Source organism: Sphaerisporangium sp. NPDC005289, from assembly GCF_040607455.1.
GTDB classification, from domain to species: domain Bacteria; phylum Actinomycetota; class Actinomycetes; order Streptosporangiales; family Streptosporangiaceae; genus Sphaerisporangium; species Sphaerisporangium rhizosphaerae.
Genome location: NZ_JBEXGS010000002.1, coordinates 73,538 through 91,212, shown reverse-complemented (window position 1 = coordinate 91,212; position 17,675 = coordinate 73,538). Strand labels below are relative to the sequence as shown.

At 73.5% G+C, this 17,675-nt stretch carries 16 protein-coding genes; 3 read left to right on the top strand and 13 right to left on the bottom strand.

Annotated elements, in window-relative coordinates; all coding sequences use genetic code 11:
• Window positions 1-58: 58 nt before the first annotated feature.
• The 12 genes from ABZT47_RS03310 to ABZT47_RS03255 form a co-directional block, all read right to left on the bottom strand.
• The gene (locus ABZT47_RS03310) at window positions 59-1,324 is read right to left on the bottom strand and encodes a GTP-binding protein (RefSeq protein WP_354835635.1); all 1,266 of its coding nucleotides are present in this window, start codon (window positions 1,322-1,324) and stop codon (window positions 59-61) included.
• 127 nt (window positions 1,325-1,451) lie between these two features.
• Window positions 1,452-2,357 (bottom strand): sulfate adenylyltransferase subunit CysD, encoded by a 906-nt coding sequence (gene cysD, locus ABZT47_RS03305; protein ID WP_354835632.1) that lies wholly within the window; start codon window positions 2,355-2,357, stop codon window positions 1,452-1,454.
• Window positions 2,358-2,368: 11 nt separating this feature from the next.
• Window positions 2,369-3,151 carry an SDR family oxidoreductase gene (locus ABZT47_RS03300; protein WP_354835630.1) on the bottom strand — a complete coding sequence of 261 codons (783 nt, stop codon included), beginning with the start codon at window positions 3,149-3,151 and terminating at the stop codon, window positions 2,369-2,371.
• Window positions 3,136-4,107: a sulfotransferase gene (locus ABZT47_RS03295; RefSeq protein ID WP_354835628.1), complete on the bottom strand. Its 972-nt coding sequence runs from the start codon at window positions 4,105-4,107 to the stop codon at window positions 3,136-3,138. The genes ABZT47_RS03300 and ABZT47_RS03295 overlap by 16 nt, the downstream gene beginning before the upstream one ends.
• Before the next feature lie 22 nt (window positions 4,108-4,129).
• A complete protein-coding gene (locus ABZT47_RS03290) occupies window positions 4,130-5,026 on the bottom strand; it encodes a family 3 encapsulin nanocompartment shell protein (protein ID WP_354835626.1) in 897 nt (298 codons plus the stop codon).
• Between the two features lie 13 nt (window positions 5,027-5,039).
• Entirely contained in the window at window positions 5,040-6,080 is a 1,041-nt protein-coding gene (locus tag ABZT47_RS03285) for a transketolase (protein ID WP_354835624.1), read from the bottom strand.
• The gene (locus ABZT47_RS03280) at window positions 6,077-6,850 is read right to left on the bottom strand and encodes a 1-deoxy-D-xylulose-5-phosphate synthase N-terminal domain-containing protein (protein ID WP_354835622.1); all 774 of its coding nucleotides are present in this window, start codon (window positions 6,848-6,850) and stop codon (window positions 6,077-6,079) included. The genes ABZT47_RS03285 and ABZT47_RS03280 overlap by 4 nt, the downstream gene beginning before the upstream one ends.
• Window positions 6,847-8,865 (bottom strand): M20/M25/M40 family metallo-hydrolase, encoded by a 2,019-nt coding sequence (locus ABZT47_RS03275; protein ID WP_354835620.1) that lies wholly within the window; start codon window positions 8,863-8,865, stop codon window positions 6,847-6,849. Before ABZT47_RS03275 ends, ABZT47_RS03280 begins: the two co-directional genes overlap by 4 nt.
• The gene (gene argC / locus ABZT47_RS03270) at window positions 8,856-9,884 is read right to left on the bottom strand and encodes an N-acetyl-gamma-glutamyl-phosphate reductase (RefSeq protein WP_354835618.1); all 1,029 of its coding nucleotides are present in this window, start codon (window positions 9,882-9,884) and stop codon (window positions 8,856-8,858) included. The genes ABZT47_RS03275 and argC overlap by 10 nt, the downstream gene beginning before the upstream one ends.
• Window positions 9,881-10,789, bottom strand: a complete 909-nt coding sequence (locus ABZT47_RS03265) for a RimK family alpha-L-glutamate ligase (protein ID WP_354835616.1) — start codon at window positions 10,787-10,789, stop codon at window positions 9,881-9,883. The genes argC and ABZT47_RS03265 overlap by 4 nt, the downstream gene beginning before the upstream one ends.
• Window positions 10,782-10,967, bottom strand: a complete 186-nt coding sequence (locus ABZT47_RS03260; protein WP_354835614.1) for a lysine biosynthesis protein LysW — start codon at window positions 10,965-10,967, stop codon at window positions 10,782-10,784. Before ABZT47_RS03260 ends, ABZT47_RS03265 begins: the two co-directional genes overlap by 8 nt.
• A 155-nt stretch (window positions 10,968-11,122) precedes the next feature.
• Window positions 11,123-11,851, bottom strand: a complete 729-nt coding sequence (locus tag ABZT47_RS03255) for a 2OG-Fe dioxygenase family protein (protein WP_354835612.1) — start codon at window positions 11,849-11,851, stop codon at window positions 11,123-11,125.
• A 336-nt stretch (window positions 11,852-12,187) separates the two neighbouring features.
• Here ABZT47_RS03255 and ABZT47_RS03250 point away from each other — a divergent pair, with 336 nt between their 5' ends.
• Complete coding sequence (locus ABZT47_RS03250; RefSeq protein WP_354835610.1) at window positions 12,188-14,935, top strand: LuxR C-terminal-related transcriptional regulator; 2,748 nt, start codon at window positions 12,188-12,190, stop codon at window positions 14,933-14,935.
• A 450-nt stretch (window positions 14,936-15,385) separates the two neighbouring features.
• Here ABZT47_RS03250 and ABZT47_RS03245 read toward each other — a convergent pair whose 3' ends face one another.
• Window positions 15,386-16,711 (bottom strand): serine protease, encoded by a 1,326-nt coding sequence (locus tag ABZT47_RS03245; protein ID WP_354835606.1) that lies wholly within the window; start codon window positions 16,709-16,711, stop codon window positions 15,386-15,388.
• A gap of 220 nt (window positions 16,712-16,931) precedes the next feature.
• Here ABZT47_RS03245 and ABZT47_RS03240 point away from each other — a divergent pair, with 220 nt between their 5' ends.
• On the top strand, window positions 16,932-17,267 hold the full coding sequence (locus ABZT47_RS03240) for a PadR family transcriptional regulator (RefSeq protein ID WP_354835603.1): 336 nt from the start codon (window positions 16,932-16,934) through the stop codon (window positions 17,265-17,267).
• The gene (locus ABZT47_RS03235; RefSeq protein WP_354835601.1) at window positions 17,264-17,668 is read left to right on the top strand and encodes a DUF1048 domain-containing protein; all 405 of its coding nucleotides are present in this window, start codon (window positions 17,264-17,266) and stop codon (window positions 17,666-17,668) included. The genes ABZT47_RS03240 and ABZT47_RS03235 overlap by 4 nt, the downstream gene beginning before the upstream one ends.
• Window positions 17,669-17,675 lie beyond the last annotated feature (7 nt).

Genomic DNA, 17,675 nt, shown 5'->3' with positions numbered 1-17,675 from the left:
CCCCCGGGCGGGTCCGTCCCGGGGGTGGCGCCGCGTCCGCGTGACGGTCGGCGGGACCTCAGTCGAGGCCGCCCGACCCGGTGATCATTCCGGCGCCCACCGTGGCGTTGGTCGCCTCGTCGATGAGGATGACCCCGCCGGTGAGCCGGTTGCGCGAGTAGGGGTCGCAGAACAGCGGGCGGGTGACCCGCAGGCTCACCCTGCCGATCTCGTTGCGGCGCAGGACGCCGGCGTCCTGGTCGCGGTGCAGCGTGTGCACGTCGAGCCGGTAGTGCAGGTCGCGGACCTGCGCCCGCGCGGTGCGGGTGGTGTGCTTGACGGTCAGCGTGGACTGCGGCCGCATCGGCTGGTCGCCCATCCAGCACACCATCAGGTCGACGTCCTGGGTGACCGACGGCGCGTTGCGGGGACGGCAGAGCATGTCGCCGCGGGAGATGTCGATGTCGTCGGCCAGCCGCAGCGTCACCGACATCGGCGGGAACGCCTCCGCCACCGGCCCGTCGAGGGTGTCGATGGCGGTGACCCGGGTGGTCAGCCCGGACGGCAGGTGCAGCACCTCGTCGCCGGGCCGCAGCGTGCCGCCCGCGAGCTGGCCCGCGTAGCCCCGGTAGTCGCGGTGGTCGCCGGTCTGCGGCCTGATCACGTACTGCACGGGGAAGCGCAGGTCGACCAGGTTGCGGTCGGAGGCGATGTGCACGGTCTCCAGCAGGTGCAGCAGCGAGCCGCCCTCGTGCCAGGGCATCTCCGGCGATCGGGCGACCACGTTGTCGCCGTTCAGCGCCGAGATGGGCACGAAGGTCACGTCGGAGGCGGTGAGCTTGGCGGCGAACGCCGTGAACTCGTCCTTGATGCGCTCGAAGACCTCCTGGCTGTAGCCGACCAGGTCCATCTTGTTGACGCACACCACGATGTGCGGCACGCCGAGCAGGCTGAGCAGGACGGCGTGCCTGCGGCTCTGCTCCAGCACGCCCTTGGTCGCGTCGACCAGGACGATGGCCAGGTCGGCGGTGGAGGCCCCGGTCACCATGTTGCGGGTGTACTGCACGTGGCCGGGGGTGTCGGCGATGATGAACTTGCGCTTGGGCGTGGCGAAGTAGCGGTAGGCCACGTCGATGGTGATGCCCTGCTCCCGCTCGGCCCGCAGGCCGTCGGTGAGCAGCGCCAGGTCGATGCGGTCGTTCCCGCGGGCCAGGCTGACGCGTTCGACCGCGTCGAGCTGGTCCTCGAAGATCGATTTGGAGTCGTACAGCAGGCGGCCGACGAGCGTGCTCTTGCCGTCGTCGACCGAGCCGGCCGTCGCGAACCGGAGGATGTCCATGGTCATGGCTGCTCGTTTCGCCGAGTCGGAAGTGGCCCGTGTCATTGCGGGGGTGATTGCGGAGGGCTGGGCGGAAGCGGGACGGGGGCCCGGAGGCGGTCGACGGCGCGGGCTCCCCGCCGGCGCCTGAGGGTCAGAAGTAGCCCTCGCGTTTGCGGTCCTCCATCGCCGCCTCGCTCGCGCGGTCGTCGGCCCGGGTGGCCCCGCGCTCGGTGGTCCTGGCGACCGCGATCTCCTTGATGATCGAGTCCACGTCGGAGGCGGCGGAGGAGACCGCCCCCGTGCACGTCATGTCGCCCACCGTGCGGAAGCGCACCGTCGTCCGGTACACCGGCTCGTCCGGGCCGGGCGACAGGTACGGGTTCTCGGCGAGCAGCATGCCGTCGCGCTCGAAGACCCGCCGGGCGTGGGCGAAGTAGATGGAGGGCACCTCCAGCCGTTCGCGCTCGATGTACTGCCACACGTCCAGCTCGGTCCAGTTGGACAGCGGGAACACCCGGATGTGCTCGCCCTTGCGGATGCGGGTGTTGAACAGGTTCCACAGCTCGGGCCGCTGGTTCTTGGGGTCCCATTGGCCGAACTCGTCGCGGAAGGAGAAGACGCGTTCCTTGGCCCGCGCCTTGTCCTCGTCCCTGCGGGCGCCGCCGAACACCGCGTCGAACCGGTGCTCGGCGATGGTGTCCAGCAGCGTCGTGGTCTGCAGCCGGTTGCGGCTGGGCCACCGCCCGCCCGGCTCGGCCACCCGGCCGGCGTCGATGGAGGCCTGCACCGAGCCCACCACCAGCCGCATGCCGAGCTCGTCCACCCGCCGGTCGCGGAAGTCCAGCACCTCGGGGAAGTTGTGTCCGGTGTCGACGTGCACCGCGGGGAAGGGGATCGGCGCCGGCCAGAACGCCTTCTCCGCCAGGCGCAGCAGGACGATGGAGTCCTTGCCGCCGGAGAACAGCAGGGCGGGGCGCTCGAACTCGGCGGCGACCTCGCGGAAGACGTGGATCGCCTCCGACTCCAGCGCGTCGAGCTGCCCGAGCTGGTAGTCCATCACCGCCGCCCTCATCCCAGCCCCCGCGTGTTGCCGCCGTCGGCGACCAGCACCGTGCCGGTGACGAACCGCGCCTGCTCACTGGCGAGGAACGCCGCCAGAGCCCCGAAATCGTCCGGATCGCCGACCGTGCCGAGCGGGATCTCCGCGGTGATCTCCTTGAGCGCGGTCTCCTTGTCGTGGGCCAGGCGAGCATCCAGGAAGGTCTCGAACGCGGGCGTGCGGTGGCACCCGGGCGCCAGCACGTTCACCGTGACGCCGCTCGCGCCCAGGGTGTGCACCAGGCCCTTGGCGAAGCCCAGCAGGCCGAGGCGGGCGGTCGCCGACAGGGCGGTGCCCGGCAGCGGCTGGCGCACCGCCTCGGAGGTGATCAGCAGGACGCGGCCCCAGCCGGCGGTCTTCAGGTGCGGCAGCGCGGCCAGCGCCAGCGCCACGTGCGGGAGCATGGAGGAGTCCATCGCCTCCCGGTACTGGTCAGGGGTGAAGGCGTCGGCCCGGCCGTGCGGCACCCCGCCGGAGTTGGTCACCACCACGTGCAGCGCGCCGAACGCGGCGACGGTGCGCTCCACCCAGCCGGCCACCGCGCCGTCGTGGCGCAGGTCCACCGCGGTGCTCAGCACCCGCCCGGGACCGGCGGCGTCGACCTCGGCGTGCGCGGCGGCCAGGCGCTCGGGGTCGCGGGCGGCGATGGACACGTGCGCGCCCTCGGCGGCGAGCGCGCGCGCCACGCCGAGGCCGAGCCCGCTGCTCGCCGCCGCGACCAGGGCGACCCGCCCGGTCAGTCCGAGGTCCATCTCAGGCTCTCCTTTCCGATCGGGGTGCGGCGGCCCGGCACCTGCACCGGGTAGCCGTAACGGGGCAGCAGCGGCAGGGCCAGAGCGGTCGCCGTCACCGTGTGGCGGGCCGGCAGGTCGGTGCGCCACCGCTCGTCCGGGCGGATCGCCACCGCGCCCTGACGCAGCCGGTCGGGGTTGCCGGTGACGGTGTGGTTGCCGCCCAGGTGGACGGTCCCGCCGGCGTCGACCGGCGTCGCGTCGTCCAGCCCTGCGAACCGGATGACCCGCTCGACCACCTCGGCCGGGGCCGCGCACAGGTCCTCGTGGCGCACCCGCAGGTAGCGGTCGCCGGCGGCGGAGCCGACCAGCTCGGAGGCCACGTTGAACCCCGTCCAGTAGGCGGTGCTGGCCGCCGGGCTCATGGGGGAGATGTACTGCTTGCTCTTGTGGTACGAAAGGGCGGTGGCGCGCGGGTCGCGCACGACGTGCAGCACCCGCACGTCCAGGTCGTCGCGCCCCAGCAGCGCCGCAGCCTCGGCCGGGTACTTGGAGCCGTCGACCACCAGCCGCTCGCCGCCCCGGGCGGCCAGCTCGCGGTAGAGCCCGGCCATCCGGTCGAGCACGGCCGCCACCCGGGCCGGGGCGGGCCGGCCCGACCGCGTCTCGGCCAGCCGGGCCCGCGTGTGCCGGGTGCGCAGCAGCCGCCGCTGGGCGGCCGTCATGCCGCGCGCCGCGGCCGCGAGGTCCTGCTCGCCGGTGGAGGCGAGGACCGCCGACCACAGGGAGCAGGCCCGAACCTGCTCCCCGCAGCCGCAGACCGAGTTCGTACCCGCCCGCAGCACCCCGTTCTGCCACAGATAGTGCAGCTCGCCCGCGTGAAGCACCCCCGGAAGCTCGTTGAGCACGTTCCCCAGGAGGGTGCTGCCGCTGCGCAGCCAGCCGGTGATGTACAGGACTCTGGGTCGGTCTGTCATCGTGGGTGAACCTCCGGTCGCATCAGGGGCGGGACAGCAGCAGGAAGTGCTGGGGCAGGTGCACGGCCAGGCCGACCCGGGCGTGCGCCCTGACCACGTCCTCGCCCTCGGGCCCGGCGTTCCTGCGCAGTGACAGGGACGACACGCCCGGGTCGAGCAGCGTGACCGCGGCGCGGAAGTCGCCGAGCAGCGCCTTGCCGCGCGGCATCATGCGGGTGCGGGCCACCTTGATGCCCACCTCGGTGAGCTTGCTCAGGGTGCCGTCCTGCACCAGCCGCCAATACAGGGACGGGTGGGCGACGATGCCGTCGCAGGAGCCGCCGGTGTCCTCCACGCGTGCGGCGGCGGCGGTCAGGTCCGCGCAGACGTCGTCGCCGAGTTCGCCGGTGCGCACCTCGGGCAGGGTCAGCAGGCCGCTGATCCTTCCGTCGGCGGTGCCGTGCAGCAGCGACTCGTTCTCCACCACGCCCAAGCGGACCAGCACGCGGTAGTCGACGAACGCGGCCAGCAGTGCGGGCTCGTCCAGCAGGCCCTTCGGCAGCGGGACGTCGATCACCAGGTCGGTCAGCTCGGCGTGCTGGACGCTCGGCCCGAACGCCGACTCCGGCGTGCTGGCGTAGGTGTTGCCGGGCACGTCCCGGCCCGCCTGGGGGGCCTCGCGGACGTAGGCGGAGGGCCGGTCGCTCACGCTGGCCACCTTCAGCAGGTGGCGGACGGTGTAGCGCGGGCGGGTGGCGAACAGCGGGAACGCCGCCGGCAGGTAGCCGTGGATCGGGACGACGGTGTCGCCGTCCTCCCGGCCGCGCGAGACGGTCCAGGCGAACTCCTCGCCGGGACTGCGCCTGGTCAGCGCCGGGTCGGCGAGGGTCTGGCGGGTCACCTCGAGGGCGGTGGCGCTGCTGTGGGTTGTCGTTGTCATGTCGCTCCCTGGCTCAGGTCGTGGGGGAGAGCGTGGCGCCGGGGTTCGCCATGCTGGGGGTGGGACGGCCGGCGGGGGCGCCCGCCGGACGGGTGAGGGGGTCGTGGGGCCGCGCCGGGCGGGACGCGCCGAGGACCGATGCGCCCGCTGGGGTCTCGCCGGCGCCCGCCGCGGCCAGCACGGCGGGCACGGTGAGGCCGAGCGCGGCCAGGGTCTCGTCGTGGGACCCGCCCTCCGAGGGCCAGGAGGGCCCGGCGTTGACGCTGTGCACCTCGTGCCGGGGCAGCAGCAGCGCCAGCGTCGAGGCGACGCTGCCGGCGGCCCGGTGCTCCTCGACCACGACGATCCGCCGGGCGTGGTCGGCGAGCTCGGCGGCGGCCTGCGACAGGCTCTCGAAGTCCACCCAGCACAGGTGGGCGTGTGAGAGGTCCGGGCGCCGCTCGGTGGCGGCCACGCAGAGCTGCGCGGGCTTCTCGCCGACCGACACCAGGAGGGTGGGCCCGCCCGTGCCGCTGACCCAGCCGACCTCGCCGCGCCCGGCCGGCTCGAACGGCGCCTCGTAGGGCTCGTTGCGCGCCAGCCGCACGTAGCAGGGCCGGTCCTCGTCGGCGGCGGCCTGGATGACCGCCCGGGTCTCGGCCTCGCCGCACGGCACGGCGATGCGCACCCCGGGCAGGCTCTGCACCACGGCCAGGTCCTCCAGGCTGTGGTGGGTGGGCCCGAACCAGCCGCCGGACACCCCGCCGTACGGGCAGACCAGCACGACCGGCGCCTGCTGGTAGCCGAGCCCGAGCTTGACGCTCTCGGCCGCCCGCCAGGTGCCGAACGCGGCGAAGGTGCTGAGGAAGGGCCGCAGGCCGGCCGAGGCCAGCCCGACCGCGATGTCCACCGCGGCGGCCTCGGCGATCCCCAGGTTGAGGAACCGCTCGGGGAAGCGCTCGGCGAACGGATGCGATGGGCCGCCGAGGTCGGCCTCCAGGCAGACGATGCGCGGGTCGAGGGCTGCGAGCGCGGTCAGCTCGTCCTTGTAGGCCTCGCGTCCGGGGAGCGTCATCGGAGCACCGCCTTCCACTGCCGGGCGCGGGCCGGGCTGATCTTGACGTAGTGGGAGGCGGCCTTGCCCTCGGTGGCGGGCACGCCCTTGCCCTTGACGGTCGCGGCGAGCACCGCCTTGGGCCGGTCCTCGGGGACCAGCACGGCGGCGAGCTTCTCGATGTCGTGCCCGTCCACCTCGGCCACCTCGAACCCGAACGCGGCCAGCCGCGCCGGCAGGTCGGTCATCGGCGAGATGTCGGCCACGTACCCGTCGTTCTGGCCGCCGTTGACGTCGACCACGACGGTCAGGCCGCCGATGCGCTTGGCCTGGACGATCTGGAGGGTCTCCCACACCAGGCCCTCCTGCAGTTCGCCGTCGCCGACCACGGCGATGGCGCCGCCGGGCTCGCCGAGCAGCCGCCGCGACAGCGCCCAGCCGGCCGCGTAGGCGAGCCCGTGGCCGAGGCTGCCGGTGGGGAACCGCACGCCGGGCACCTTGGGGGAGGGGTGACCGGTGTAGGGGCCGCCGGCCCTGCCGTAGCGCGGCGCGGGGTCCTCCTCGATGTCGCCGGTCTGGTGCAGCACCGCGTACAGCGCGGCGGCGGCGTGGCCCTTGCTCAGGACGACCTCGACGCCGGGCCTGGACTCCGCGACGGTGTGCGCGGCGATCAGGATGTCCAGCACCGACAGGCTGCCGCCGAGGTGGCAGCCTGCCGGGCTCGCCGCCATGTCCACCACCGACCCGCGAGCGCGCAGGGCGCGCTCACGAGCCAGGTCGATGTCGTTCATCTCCTCTCTCCCGTCGTGACGGCGCCCGCGACGACGGGCACAGGGGACACTGGGGACACTGGGGACAGCGGGGACACTGCGGGTACGGCGGTGACCGCGGGCGTCGGGGACGCCGGGGACGCGGCGGGGGTGCCGTCGCTCAGCCAGCGCCGCACCGCCTCGCCGAGCACCTGGACGGCCAGCCGGTACTCGGCCGCCTCCAGGCGCTCGTGCGGGGTGTGGTCCAGCGAGGCGTCGCCCGGCCCGTAGGCCACCATCGGGACCTCCCGCCAGGTGGTGGCGAGGGTGTTCATGTCGCTGCTGCCCTTCTTGGCCAGCAGCCGGGGCGAGGCGCCTGTCGTGGCCCGCAGGGCGCGGGTGAACGACTTGACCAGCGCGCTGGTCCGCGGGGTGGCCACGGCGGGGGTCGCCAGCAGGGTCTCCACGCGCACCGGGTCGGGGGCCGCCCTGCGCAGGGCGTCGATGACCTCGCTCGTCGTGGTGCCGGGCGGGACCCGCACGTCCACGACGGCCTCGGCCGTCTGAGCCTCGCCCTGGCTGCCCGCGCGCAGGCTGAGCACGGCGAACAGCGTGTCGGCGCCCAGGCGGGCGACCTCCGCCTCCGCCGCGGTGACGGCGTCGGCGATCCGGCTGGCCGCGGTCCGCGCCGCCTTGCCCGCGGTGTGCGCGGTCGTCTGGGACACGCTCAGGCGCGCCTTGCACACCCCGTGGTAGCCGACGGTCAGGGCCGCGGCCCCGCTCGGCTCGCCGATGATCACCGCGTCGGCCGGGTAGTGGTCGCGGGCGTAGAACGCGCCTTCGGCGGTGCGCTCCTCCTCGACGGTGCCGACGACGCGCACGGTGGCGTCCTCGGGCACCTCCAGGGCGGCCAGCGTGGCCAGGAAGGCGGCCAGGCTGCCCTTGGCGTCGACGCTGCCGCGCCCGGTGATCGCCTCGCCGTCCCAGCGGACCGGCCACCGGTGGGGCACCGTGTCCAGGTGGCCGAGCATCAGCAGCCGCCGCGGCCCGGTGCCGCGGGTGGCCACCAGGTTGCCGGCAGCGTCGACGCGTGCGTCCACGCCGTTCGCGGCGCACCAGTCGACCAGGTAGTCGGCCAGCTCCCGCTCGTCGCCCGACACCGAGGACAGCTCGACCATCCGGGTCAGCAGCCCCAGGTCGGGCGCGGGGGCGGGGGCCCGCCAGAAGCGGGTGCCGCCCCGCGCGTCCAGGGTGTGCGGGCCGGTGATGGCGATGTCGGGCGTGCCCGCCAGCGCCAGCTCGGCCGCGCGCACCTTCTGCCGCATCCGGCCCCCGGCGTAGCCCATGCCCTCGCCCGCGGCGGCCTCCGGAAGCGTGCTGCCGGGGTCGGCCGGGTCGGTGAGCAGCCCCGCCGTCCCGGTCACCAGCCGCAGGTGGTCGGCGTCCAGGGCCAGCGCCGCCTCGGCGGCCAGCACGTCGGCGTCGACGTTGAGCGCCGAGCCACCGTCGGTGGCGGCCACCGGCGGCGACAGGCACACCACGTCGAAGGCTTCCAGCAGCCGCGCCAGGCGGGCGCCGTCCACCTGGGCGACGGTGCCGGCGCGGTGGTCGCGCACGAAGCGCTGCCGGTCGCCGTCCAGCGCCCGGATGGGGCCGTTCGGCGTCGCGGTGACCAGGCTCTCGGCCCGGCCGGTGGTGGCGAACACCGACAGCCCGCGCCGGCCCAGCTCCTCGCGCACCCGGGGCAGGGTGATCTGCTCGTAGGCGTCGATGATGTGCGCCATCTCCTCCGGAGGGCAGTAGCGCACCTCGTCGCCGCCGCGCAGGGTCAGCGTCCTGACCGGCCGGCCGATGAGGGCGTAGTGCAACTTGATGTCGGCCGCGCCGCCGGTGATCACCAGCAGCCGGACGCCGCGCCCGCTCAGCTCGGCCAGCTCGTCGTACACGCCGTCGTGGCGCAGCGTCGAGCTGCCCAGTTTGACCACGTACAGCGCCCGGTGGCCGTTGACGGCCTTCAACGCGGGGGCGCCGTACCCGGCGGCCCGGCTCACGGCCATGGTCCCACCTCCGGCAGTCCGAGGGTCTCCTCCAGGCCGAAGATGCGGTTCATGGCCTGGACGGCCTGGCCGGCCCCGCCCTTGATCAGGTTGTCCAGGGCGGACACCGCAACGCAGCGGGAGCCCTCCACCGACACCCCGACCTCGGCGGTGTTGGAGCCGACCACGGTCTTGAGCATGGGGAACGCCATCGGCGAGCGCCCGTTGCTCATGCGCACGAACGGGGCGTCCGCGTAGGCCCTGGCGTAGGCGCGGCGCACCTGGCCGGCGTCCACGCCCTCGCGCAGCCAGGTGTAGGCGGTGGCGAACACCCCGCGGGTCACCGGCAGGCTGAAGGCGGAGAACTGCAGCTCCGGCGCGGCGCCCGTCCAGGTGGACAGGGCCTGGCGGATCTCCGGCGCGTGCCGGTGCCCGTGCAGCTTGTGCACCCGCACGTTGCCGTCGCGCAGCGCCGGATGCTCGGCGCTGTGGTTGCCGCCGCCGCTGGAGCCGGTCTTGGCGTCGACCACCGCCCTGGGCTCCACCAGCCCGTCGCGGAACAGCGGGTACAGCGCGTACAGCCCGGCCGAGGCCATGCAGCCCGGCAGGTTGACCACCGGCTCGCTCGGCTTGGCGGTGAACTCCGGCACGTAGTAGGGGATCGGCTCGCGCCAGCCCTCCGCCGACTCGGGGTAGTGCTCGGCGATCTCGCCCGGGTCGCGCAGCCGGTAGTCGCCGGCGACGTTCAGCACCAGGTCGGCCTGGCCGCTCACCTCGTCGAGGATGCGCGGGAGCACTCCGTTGGGCAGGCAGGAGAAGGCCACGTCCACCTTGGACAGCTCGTCGGCGGCGCGCAGCCGCCGTCCGGCGAGCCGCGAGTTGCGCAGCCCGGACACCACCTGCCCGAGCGGCTTGCCCGCGTGCTGCTGGGACGACATGAACGACACCTCGGCCTGCGGGTGGTCGCTCAGCAGCCGGATCAGCTCGGCGCCGATGAAGCCGCTCGCCCCGAGCACGGCGACTCTCATCCGCTCGGTCATGCCGCCCTCTCCTTCCGCTCGGCGAACCTGCCGGCCCGGTCCTGGGCGTCGATGACCGAGCGGGCGAAGCGGGCCAGGTGGGCGGGGATGTCGACGCCGTGGACGCTCACCGACTTGGCGAACTCGGGATTGGTGTTGACCTCCAGCACGTACAGCTCGCCGGTCTCGGCCGACTCGGCCAGGTCGACGCCGTAGAAGCCGGGGCCGAACAGGTCCACGACGCGCCTGGCCAGCTCCGCCGACCTCGGCGACAGCGGGATCGGCTCGACCGTCCCGCCGAGGTGGGTGTTGGTCCGCAGGTCGGGGCTCACCTGCTTGTAGGCCACGACCGGCGTGTGCCCGACGATGATCACCCGCTCGTTGAAGCCGGGCTTGGGGATGTACTGCTGCACGACCACCGGGAAGGAGCGCCCTCCGGGGTCCAGTCCTTCCCAGCCGCCGCTCCAGGCGGCCAGCTCCGCGGGGGTGGTGATGTGCACGATGCCCCGGCCCCAGGAGCCGCTGACCGGCTTGACGACGGCGTGGCCGCCGAGGGCCTCGATCTGCTCGCCCACCTGCTCGGCCGAGAAGGCGATGCGGGTGGTCGGGTGGGGGAGCCCGGCGCGGGCGAAGGCGAGCGCCTGCAGGTCCTTGGACAGGCACAGGCGCACGGCGGCGGGCGAGTTCAGGGTGGGGATGCCGGCATGCTCGAAGCGGTCGGACATCCCCGCCAGTTCGCGGTGGGAGACGTTGCGCAGGATGACCAGCCGCGGCGCGAGCGCCGGGTCGTTGAGAAACGCGGTGGTGTGGCGGGGCGTCACGGACCGCGCGGTCAGACCGGCCGCGCGGAACGCCGAGAGGAGAAGCCGTTCCTCCGGGCGCATGATCGTGACGGAGACCAGCACGTCCGCAGGGGCGTCACTCACCCCAGTCCTCCTCGACCTCCGGCGCCAGGTCCAGACGGACGACCGGCGCGGTGTCCAGCACTTCGTGCTCCTGGCCGCAGCCGCGGCAGGCCAGGATGTCGCCCAGTTCGACGTCGGACGGCACGGCGATGTCCGTCTCGCACTGCAGGCAGGCGGGGGCGGCCGTGATGTTTGCCATGACAACTCCTCGGCGTGGTTTGGCGTTTCGGGTGACGGGACGTCCGGCCCGGCCGGTTCGCCCGGGGCCGGCGCGTTCGCGCGCGCCTCGCATGCGGCGCCCTCGAGGTGCAGGGCGCCGATGGCGTGCGGGCGCCGCCCGGGGCGGCGGTCGGTTCAGCCGCCGGGCTGCACGCGGTCGAAATCGATGATCATCATGTCCCGGACGGCGCTGGTGGCGTCGGCCGGCCTGATCGGGGTGACCTCGTGCTCCATCGTGCGGTCGTCGATCACGACGGTCTCCATCGGCTCCAGCAGCGTGTGCTCCAGCGCGGGACGGTCGCCGCCCTTGCGGAACACGCGGCTGAGGCCGCCGGAACAGCGCTCCCGGTTGACCAGGTGCATGATCACGTAGTCGTGGCCGTCGCTGTGCCGCCCCTCGGGGGCCGGCGCCGACGCGGCGTCGCCGGTGGCCACGATGCGGATCAGGTGCACGGTGACCAGCCAGGTCTGATGGTCGCCTTCCAGGCGCCTGACCAGGGCGAGGTCATGTTCGAGGGCCGCACGGAAGCAGAGGTTCTCGTAGGTCTCGGCGGTGATCGGGGCGAAGGTGCGCACCTGCCCGCCGTACACCGAATTGATCTCAGTGCTCTGGTAGAAGGCCCCGTGCGGCGCCCTCTCCATGGTCACGCCCGCGCCCTCGCCGCCGCGGGCCAGCAGGTGCCCGATGCGGCGGAGCCGGGTGGTGCCGTGACTTTCCCTGACGTACTCGTCGGCCGGAAGGTCTTCCCAGTACTTGGCGAACTCGTTCCATTCGCTGGTCGCCGTAATGGGGAGCCTGCCGTGGCTCCACCCTTTCTCGACGACCTCGGCGGGCCATGGGGCGGACGTTTTCGTTATACGCATTGGGCCGCTTTCTCGTGTCGGGTTTCCCTGTTCTGTGCGCGGAGTGCCGGTCCGATCGGAACTTTCAGCCTTGCCTGCGACCAAGGTAGGCAACGGTTTATCGCGAGGTAATACCTCGCGCTGCTCTGTTGGCCGCACGGCGCTACTCAATGGGCGCCGGGTCGTTACTCACCCGCTTTGCCGCCGGTAACGGCGCAGGTGGGGGCCCATTGTGAGCGTGTAAGGGAACGCACATGACGGATTCACATCGGCCGAATGACCGGCGCACTGGTGTCGGAGATGGGCGCTAAATGACAATGATCGGGAAACGCGCAACGATGACACGGGAGAGGCGATATGACGCTCGAAGTCCCTGTCGCGCCGGACCAGGTCGGCCTGATCACAGGCGACGGGCGCTCCCCGCTCTACGTTCCGCGGTCATGGGTCGCGATGGCCGAGCTCGGGCACGTCTTCGTCGGCCGGCGCGACGAGCTGGACCGCATCGCCGCCGCCATGCGTCACCCCGGCCTGTCCGGGGCCGCGCTCATCGGCGACGGCGGCGCCGGCAAGAGCCGGCTGCTCGCCGAGGTGGTCCGGCGGGCGGACGAGGAACGGTTCCACGTCGTCCGCGCCTGCGCCTGCCAGGCCACCTCGGCGGTGCCCTTCGGAGCCTTCGCGCAGTACCTCCCCGCCGCTCTCATGGACACCGCCTTCAACGGCAACGCCCTGCGCATGGCCGCCGACGCCCTGATCGGCCAGTCGGGCGGCCGTGACCTGCTCCTGGTCATCGACGACGCCCACCAGCTCGACGAGGCCTCGGTGGCCCTGGCCTTCCAGATGGCCCGCCACCGCGAGGCGTTCGTCCTGACCGCCTCGCGCAGCGGCGAGGGCGTCCCCGACCCCGTCGCCGACCTGTGCACCAGCGGCCTGGCCGAGTGGATCGAGGTGCGCCCCTTCACCCGCGACGAGGTCAGGGAGATCCTCTCGACCACGCTGGGCGGCCCGGCCGAGGGCGTGCTGGTCCAGCGGTGCTGGGACGCCACCCGCGGCAACGCCTTCCTGCTGCGCGAGCTGATCACCGCCATGCTCGAGACCGGCGCGCTCACCCTCGCCGAGGGCGTCTGGCGCGGCGGCGATCCGCTCCCGGTCACCTCCCGGCTGGCCGGGCTGGTCGACAAGCGCCTCGCCGGCCTCACCCCCGAATGCCGCAGCGCCCTGGAGCTGCTCGCCTTCGGCGACTCGGTCAGCCCGGACGTCCTGGCCGCCCTGGTCTCCCGCGCCGCCGTCGAGACCGTCGAGGCGCGCGGCATCGTCAAGGTCGAGCGGCTCGGCGGCCGCGACCGTGCGCGGCTCGCCTACCCCCTGTACGGGGACGTCCTGCGCGCCCGCGCCCCGCGCCTGCGGGCACGCCGATGCAGGGAAGAGCTCGCCGACGCCGTCGAGGCCGCGGAACCCGGCGCGGACGACCTGCTCAGGGTCGCGGCCTGGCGCCTGGAGAACGGCGTGCAGCCGCCCGCCGGCGCCGTCGCCGCCGCCATGAGGAGCGCCTGGTCGCACATGGACCTGCCGCTGAGCCGGCAGCTCGCCGCCTGCGCCGTCGCCGCGGGCAAGGGCGTGGAGATCGCCGAGCCGCTCGGCTACGGGCTGATGTTCGCCGGCCGGCCCGGCGACGCCGAGGCGCAGCTCGCCCGTCTCGGCCGCCCCACCCGCGAGCGCGAGCGCGCGCTGCTGACCGGCGTCCGCGCCTTCAACCTCGCCTTCGGCCTCGACAGCGTGTCCGAGGCGTGGCTGCTGCTCCGCGCCGAGCTGCACGACCTGCACGGCGGCGAACCCCGCGCCGAGCTGCGCGCCCTGCAGTCCCTGCTGCACGTCTTCGCCGGACGCTGCCAGACGGCCGTGGTGCTCGCCGAGCAGGTCATGGCCGAGACGCCCGCCGGCGTACGCGCCCGCTGCGTCGCCGAGGTCGCCCGCGGCGTGGCGCTGGCCTTCCTGCGGCGGCCCGAGGAGAGCCTCGCCGCCCTCGCCGAGGCCCGCGAGCACAGCATGCGCTGGCAGGGCGAGCTGCCCTGGCTGGAGATCTTCATCGAGCTGGGACGGGTGCACGCCTGCCTGCTCACCGGCCGCTTCCTGGAGGCCCAGGAGTGCGCCACCGAGGGGTACGACCGGGCGGTGGCGCGGCAGTTCCCCTTCGCGATCGCCTGGTTCTGCCTGCTGCGCGGCCTGGTCGCCCGGGCGCGCGGCGAGGTCCGCGAGGAGCTGCACCGCTGCCGCGAGGGCGTCGCCATCGCCCGCGACCACGGCAACCGCGGCCTGCTCGCCGTCCTGCTCGCCCAGCTCGCCCAGGGCCTCGCGCTCGCGGGAGACGTCAAGGCGGCCCGCAGGGCCCTGGCGGAGGCCGACGGCCTGGACCAGCGGTCCCTGTGGCTGCTCCAGCCGTGGATCGAGCTGGCCCGCTCATGGGTCGCCGCGGCCGGCAACTCTCCCGACGCCCCCGCCATCGCCCAGAAGGGCGCGGCGCTCGCCCGCGAGTTCGGCGCCGTCGGCATGGAGGCCCTCGCTCTGCACGACGTGGCCAGGATGGGCGCCCCCCAGCACGTCCTCGGCCGGCTCCGCGAGCTGGCCGGGCAGGCCGGCGGCGGCGCGGTGCCGCTGTACGCGGCGCACGTCGCGGCGGCCGCCGCCGGCGACGGCGACGGGCTCGCCGCCTCCTCGGCCGGTCTCGAGCGGCTCGGCAGCCCCCTGCTGGCCGCCGAGGCGGCGGCCGAGCAGGCCAACTGCCACCGCGCGGCCGGCGACCTCGCCGCCGCCTCGGCCGCGGCGGCCAGGGCGCTGCGCCTGGCCAAGTCGAGCGGCGCCCGCACTCCCGCCCTGTCCGCGCTGGAACGGCCGCGGCTCACCCGCAGGGAGCACCAGATCGCCGAGCTGGCCGCCAAGGGCATGTCCAGCAAGGAGATCAGCGCCCACTTCGTGCTGTCGGTGCGCACCGTCGAGAACCACCTGCAGCGCGCCTACCGCAAGCTCGGCATCGGCGACCGCACCGAGCTCGGCGCCCTTCTCGGCCTCTTCCAGCCCGCCCCCGACGACGACCGTGACCCGGCGACGTGAAACGAGGTGTGCGATGAACTCCGGCATGCAGTCCTACGTGGAATGGATGGTCAGGGCCCGCTGGGGCCAGGTCCCCACCACCCCCGACGCCCTCGCGGGGCCCCCGTCCACGCGGCCCCCGCACGGCGACCAGGACCACAGACCCGGTGACCCGGCCCGCGTGGACGACGACCCGGCCTTGGCCACCGGTCGACCGACCCGCGCGAACGGCGACCCCACCCGCGCGAACGGCGACCCGGCCCTGGCCAACGGCGCTTCGGCCCTCGTGAATGGCGACTCGGCCGCCGCGAACGGCGAGCCGGGCCACGGCCGCGGGGGCCGGCGTACCCGTGTTCCGAGACTCGCGAGCCTCCTCGGGCGCCGACGCGGCGGGTCCTTGGTGGGTCGCGGGGAGTCGGGGTTCCCTCCGCCTCTCGATTGATCTCCGGCGGCCGGCGGGACAGGGCGGGGTCAGCGGCGGGGAGTCCTGTCCTTGCCGGCGGCGATGGCGTGCCGCGACTCGGTGATGTACGAGGCGACGTAGGGGTGGGCGGGGAAGATCGCGCGCACCCGCTGGAACCGGGGGAGCGCCGCCCGGTAGCGGCCGGAGAAGAAGTCCTGCAAGGCGGCGTCGTACAGCACCGTCGTCCGTGAGGCGGACGGCGCGACCCCGGCTGCGGCCAGCCGCTTGCGCACGATGCTCACCGGCAGGATGAAGCTGTGGTTCTCGGCGGTCTCGCCGGTGGCCGGGTCGACCGAGCCGGCGATCAGCGTCCCGATGACCTTGCCGTCCTCGTCGAAGACCGGTCCGCCGGAGTTGCCGTGGTAGGAAGGCGCCTGGGCCTGGATGTACGGCACGCCGAGCACGGTGGTGCGCCGGGCGTTGTAGGCGCCTTCGGTCAGCGCCGGGTACAGCCGCGAGCGCAGGTCGAACACGGCGGTGTTGGTGGTGATGAGCCCGGGGAACCCGTTGATGTACAGCGGGTCGCCGACGCGGACGTCGGAGTCGCGGCCGAGCGGCACCGTGGGCAGGTCATGGGCGCCGGGCATCTTGAGCACGGCGAAGTCCTCACCGGGGTAGTCGCGGCCCTTGGCGATCAACCGGATCGGCGTCACCTTGGCCGTCTTGTCCCTGCCGCCGCCGGGCAGCGGAGTGATGACGGCGATGCTCCGGTGGATCCCGGTCACCCGCATCTGCCGCGCGTTGAACCGCCCGAACATCTCCTTGGCCAGCCGCACCAGCTCGTCGTCCGGCTGGGCGCTCCTGCGGATCGCCGTGAGGAACGACTTCGCGTCCGCCCCGGTCACCGTGGGGAGCACCTTGGCGCCGTAGAACCGCCGCAGGGCCGCCCGGGTCGCGCTCACGCAGTGCGCGCCGGTCACCATGTACCCGTCCGGCGTCACCCACCAGCCGGTGCACAGGCCAGGACGGACCAGCTTGGCCGTGCGCGCGGGCCCGGCCGGGGCCAGGTAGCGCTCGACGTGCCCGGCGGCGGTGCGCAGCACCCACTTGGCCTGGCTCTGGTGGTCGGCGGGGATGCGCCCCGCCTTGGCGTGCCGGGCGGCCGCGTCGAACAGCGCGGAGAACGCCTTCTTGGCCTTGGGCGACGGCACGGTGACGGTCGCGGCGTAGTCGGTCTCGATCAGCTGCACCGCCGGATCGGTGCGGGCCGCCAGCCGCGTGCCGACCGCCACCCCGCGCTCCGCCTCCGCCGGGGCGGCCCCGGTGACCCCCGGCACCACGGCCATTCCCGCCAAGCTCAGCCCCGCCGCCGCCATCCGCAAGCGCGTTCGCATGGCTCCACCCCCTCAGGCATCTCCTCCGCAGAGTCTGGGCGAACCCCCTGAAAGCTCCCTTGCATCCCACTTACTCCCTGATCCGCGGCATCCCGTGCCAGTGGAGAGCCGGACCGGTCGTCCGTGGGGCGAGGGAGCCACGCGGGCTTGCGCCGTCGCTATTCAGCGTTACTATGTACCAGTAGCTAGTGTCACCAAGTAGCTGGAGGAGGGATGCCTCATGGGCAAGCTGGTGACGGAGATGCTCAAGGGGACGCTGGAGGGCATCGTCCTCGCGATCCTGTCCGGCCGGTCCGCGTACGGCTACGAGATCACGGCGTGGCTGCGCGACCAGGGCTTCTCCGACATCGCCGAAGGCACCGTCTACGCGCTGCTCATCAGGATCGAACAGCGCGGTCTCGTCGACGTGCAGAAGGTTCCGTCCGAGAAAGGGCCGCCGCGCAAGGTGTATTCCCTGAACGCTCAGGGACGGGGGTACCTCGAAGAGTTCTGGAAGACCTGGAGTTTTCTCGCCGAACGGCTCGAACAGCTCCGCGACGGAGGTAATGGAGAATGACCACGGATCCGATCGAGCAGAAGAATCGCTACCTGCGGTACCTGGAACTGGTCACCGGGCCGTTCGAGCATAAAAAGCGCTACCGGCGGTACAAGGCGCGCACGGAGCGGCTTCCCGCGGACTACCACACGGCGATCGACGCACTGCAGCGGTACATGTTGTACTTCGGGCCGGGAAAGGCGGACAGCCTGCTGGCGATGCTGGACGATCTCGCCGACCTGTTCGAGCAGAGCGCGGCGAACGGGATCCCGGTCCGCGAGGTCGTCGGGGAGGACCCGGTCGAGTTCGCCGAGGCGTTCCTCCGCAACTACCCGGAGGGTCAGTGGATCAGCCGCGAGCGGCAACGGCTCACCGACGCCATCGACCGCGCCGCCGATCTGGCCGCGGGTGACAAGTCATGACGAAACA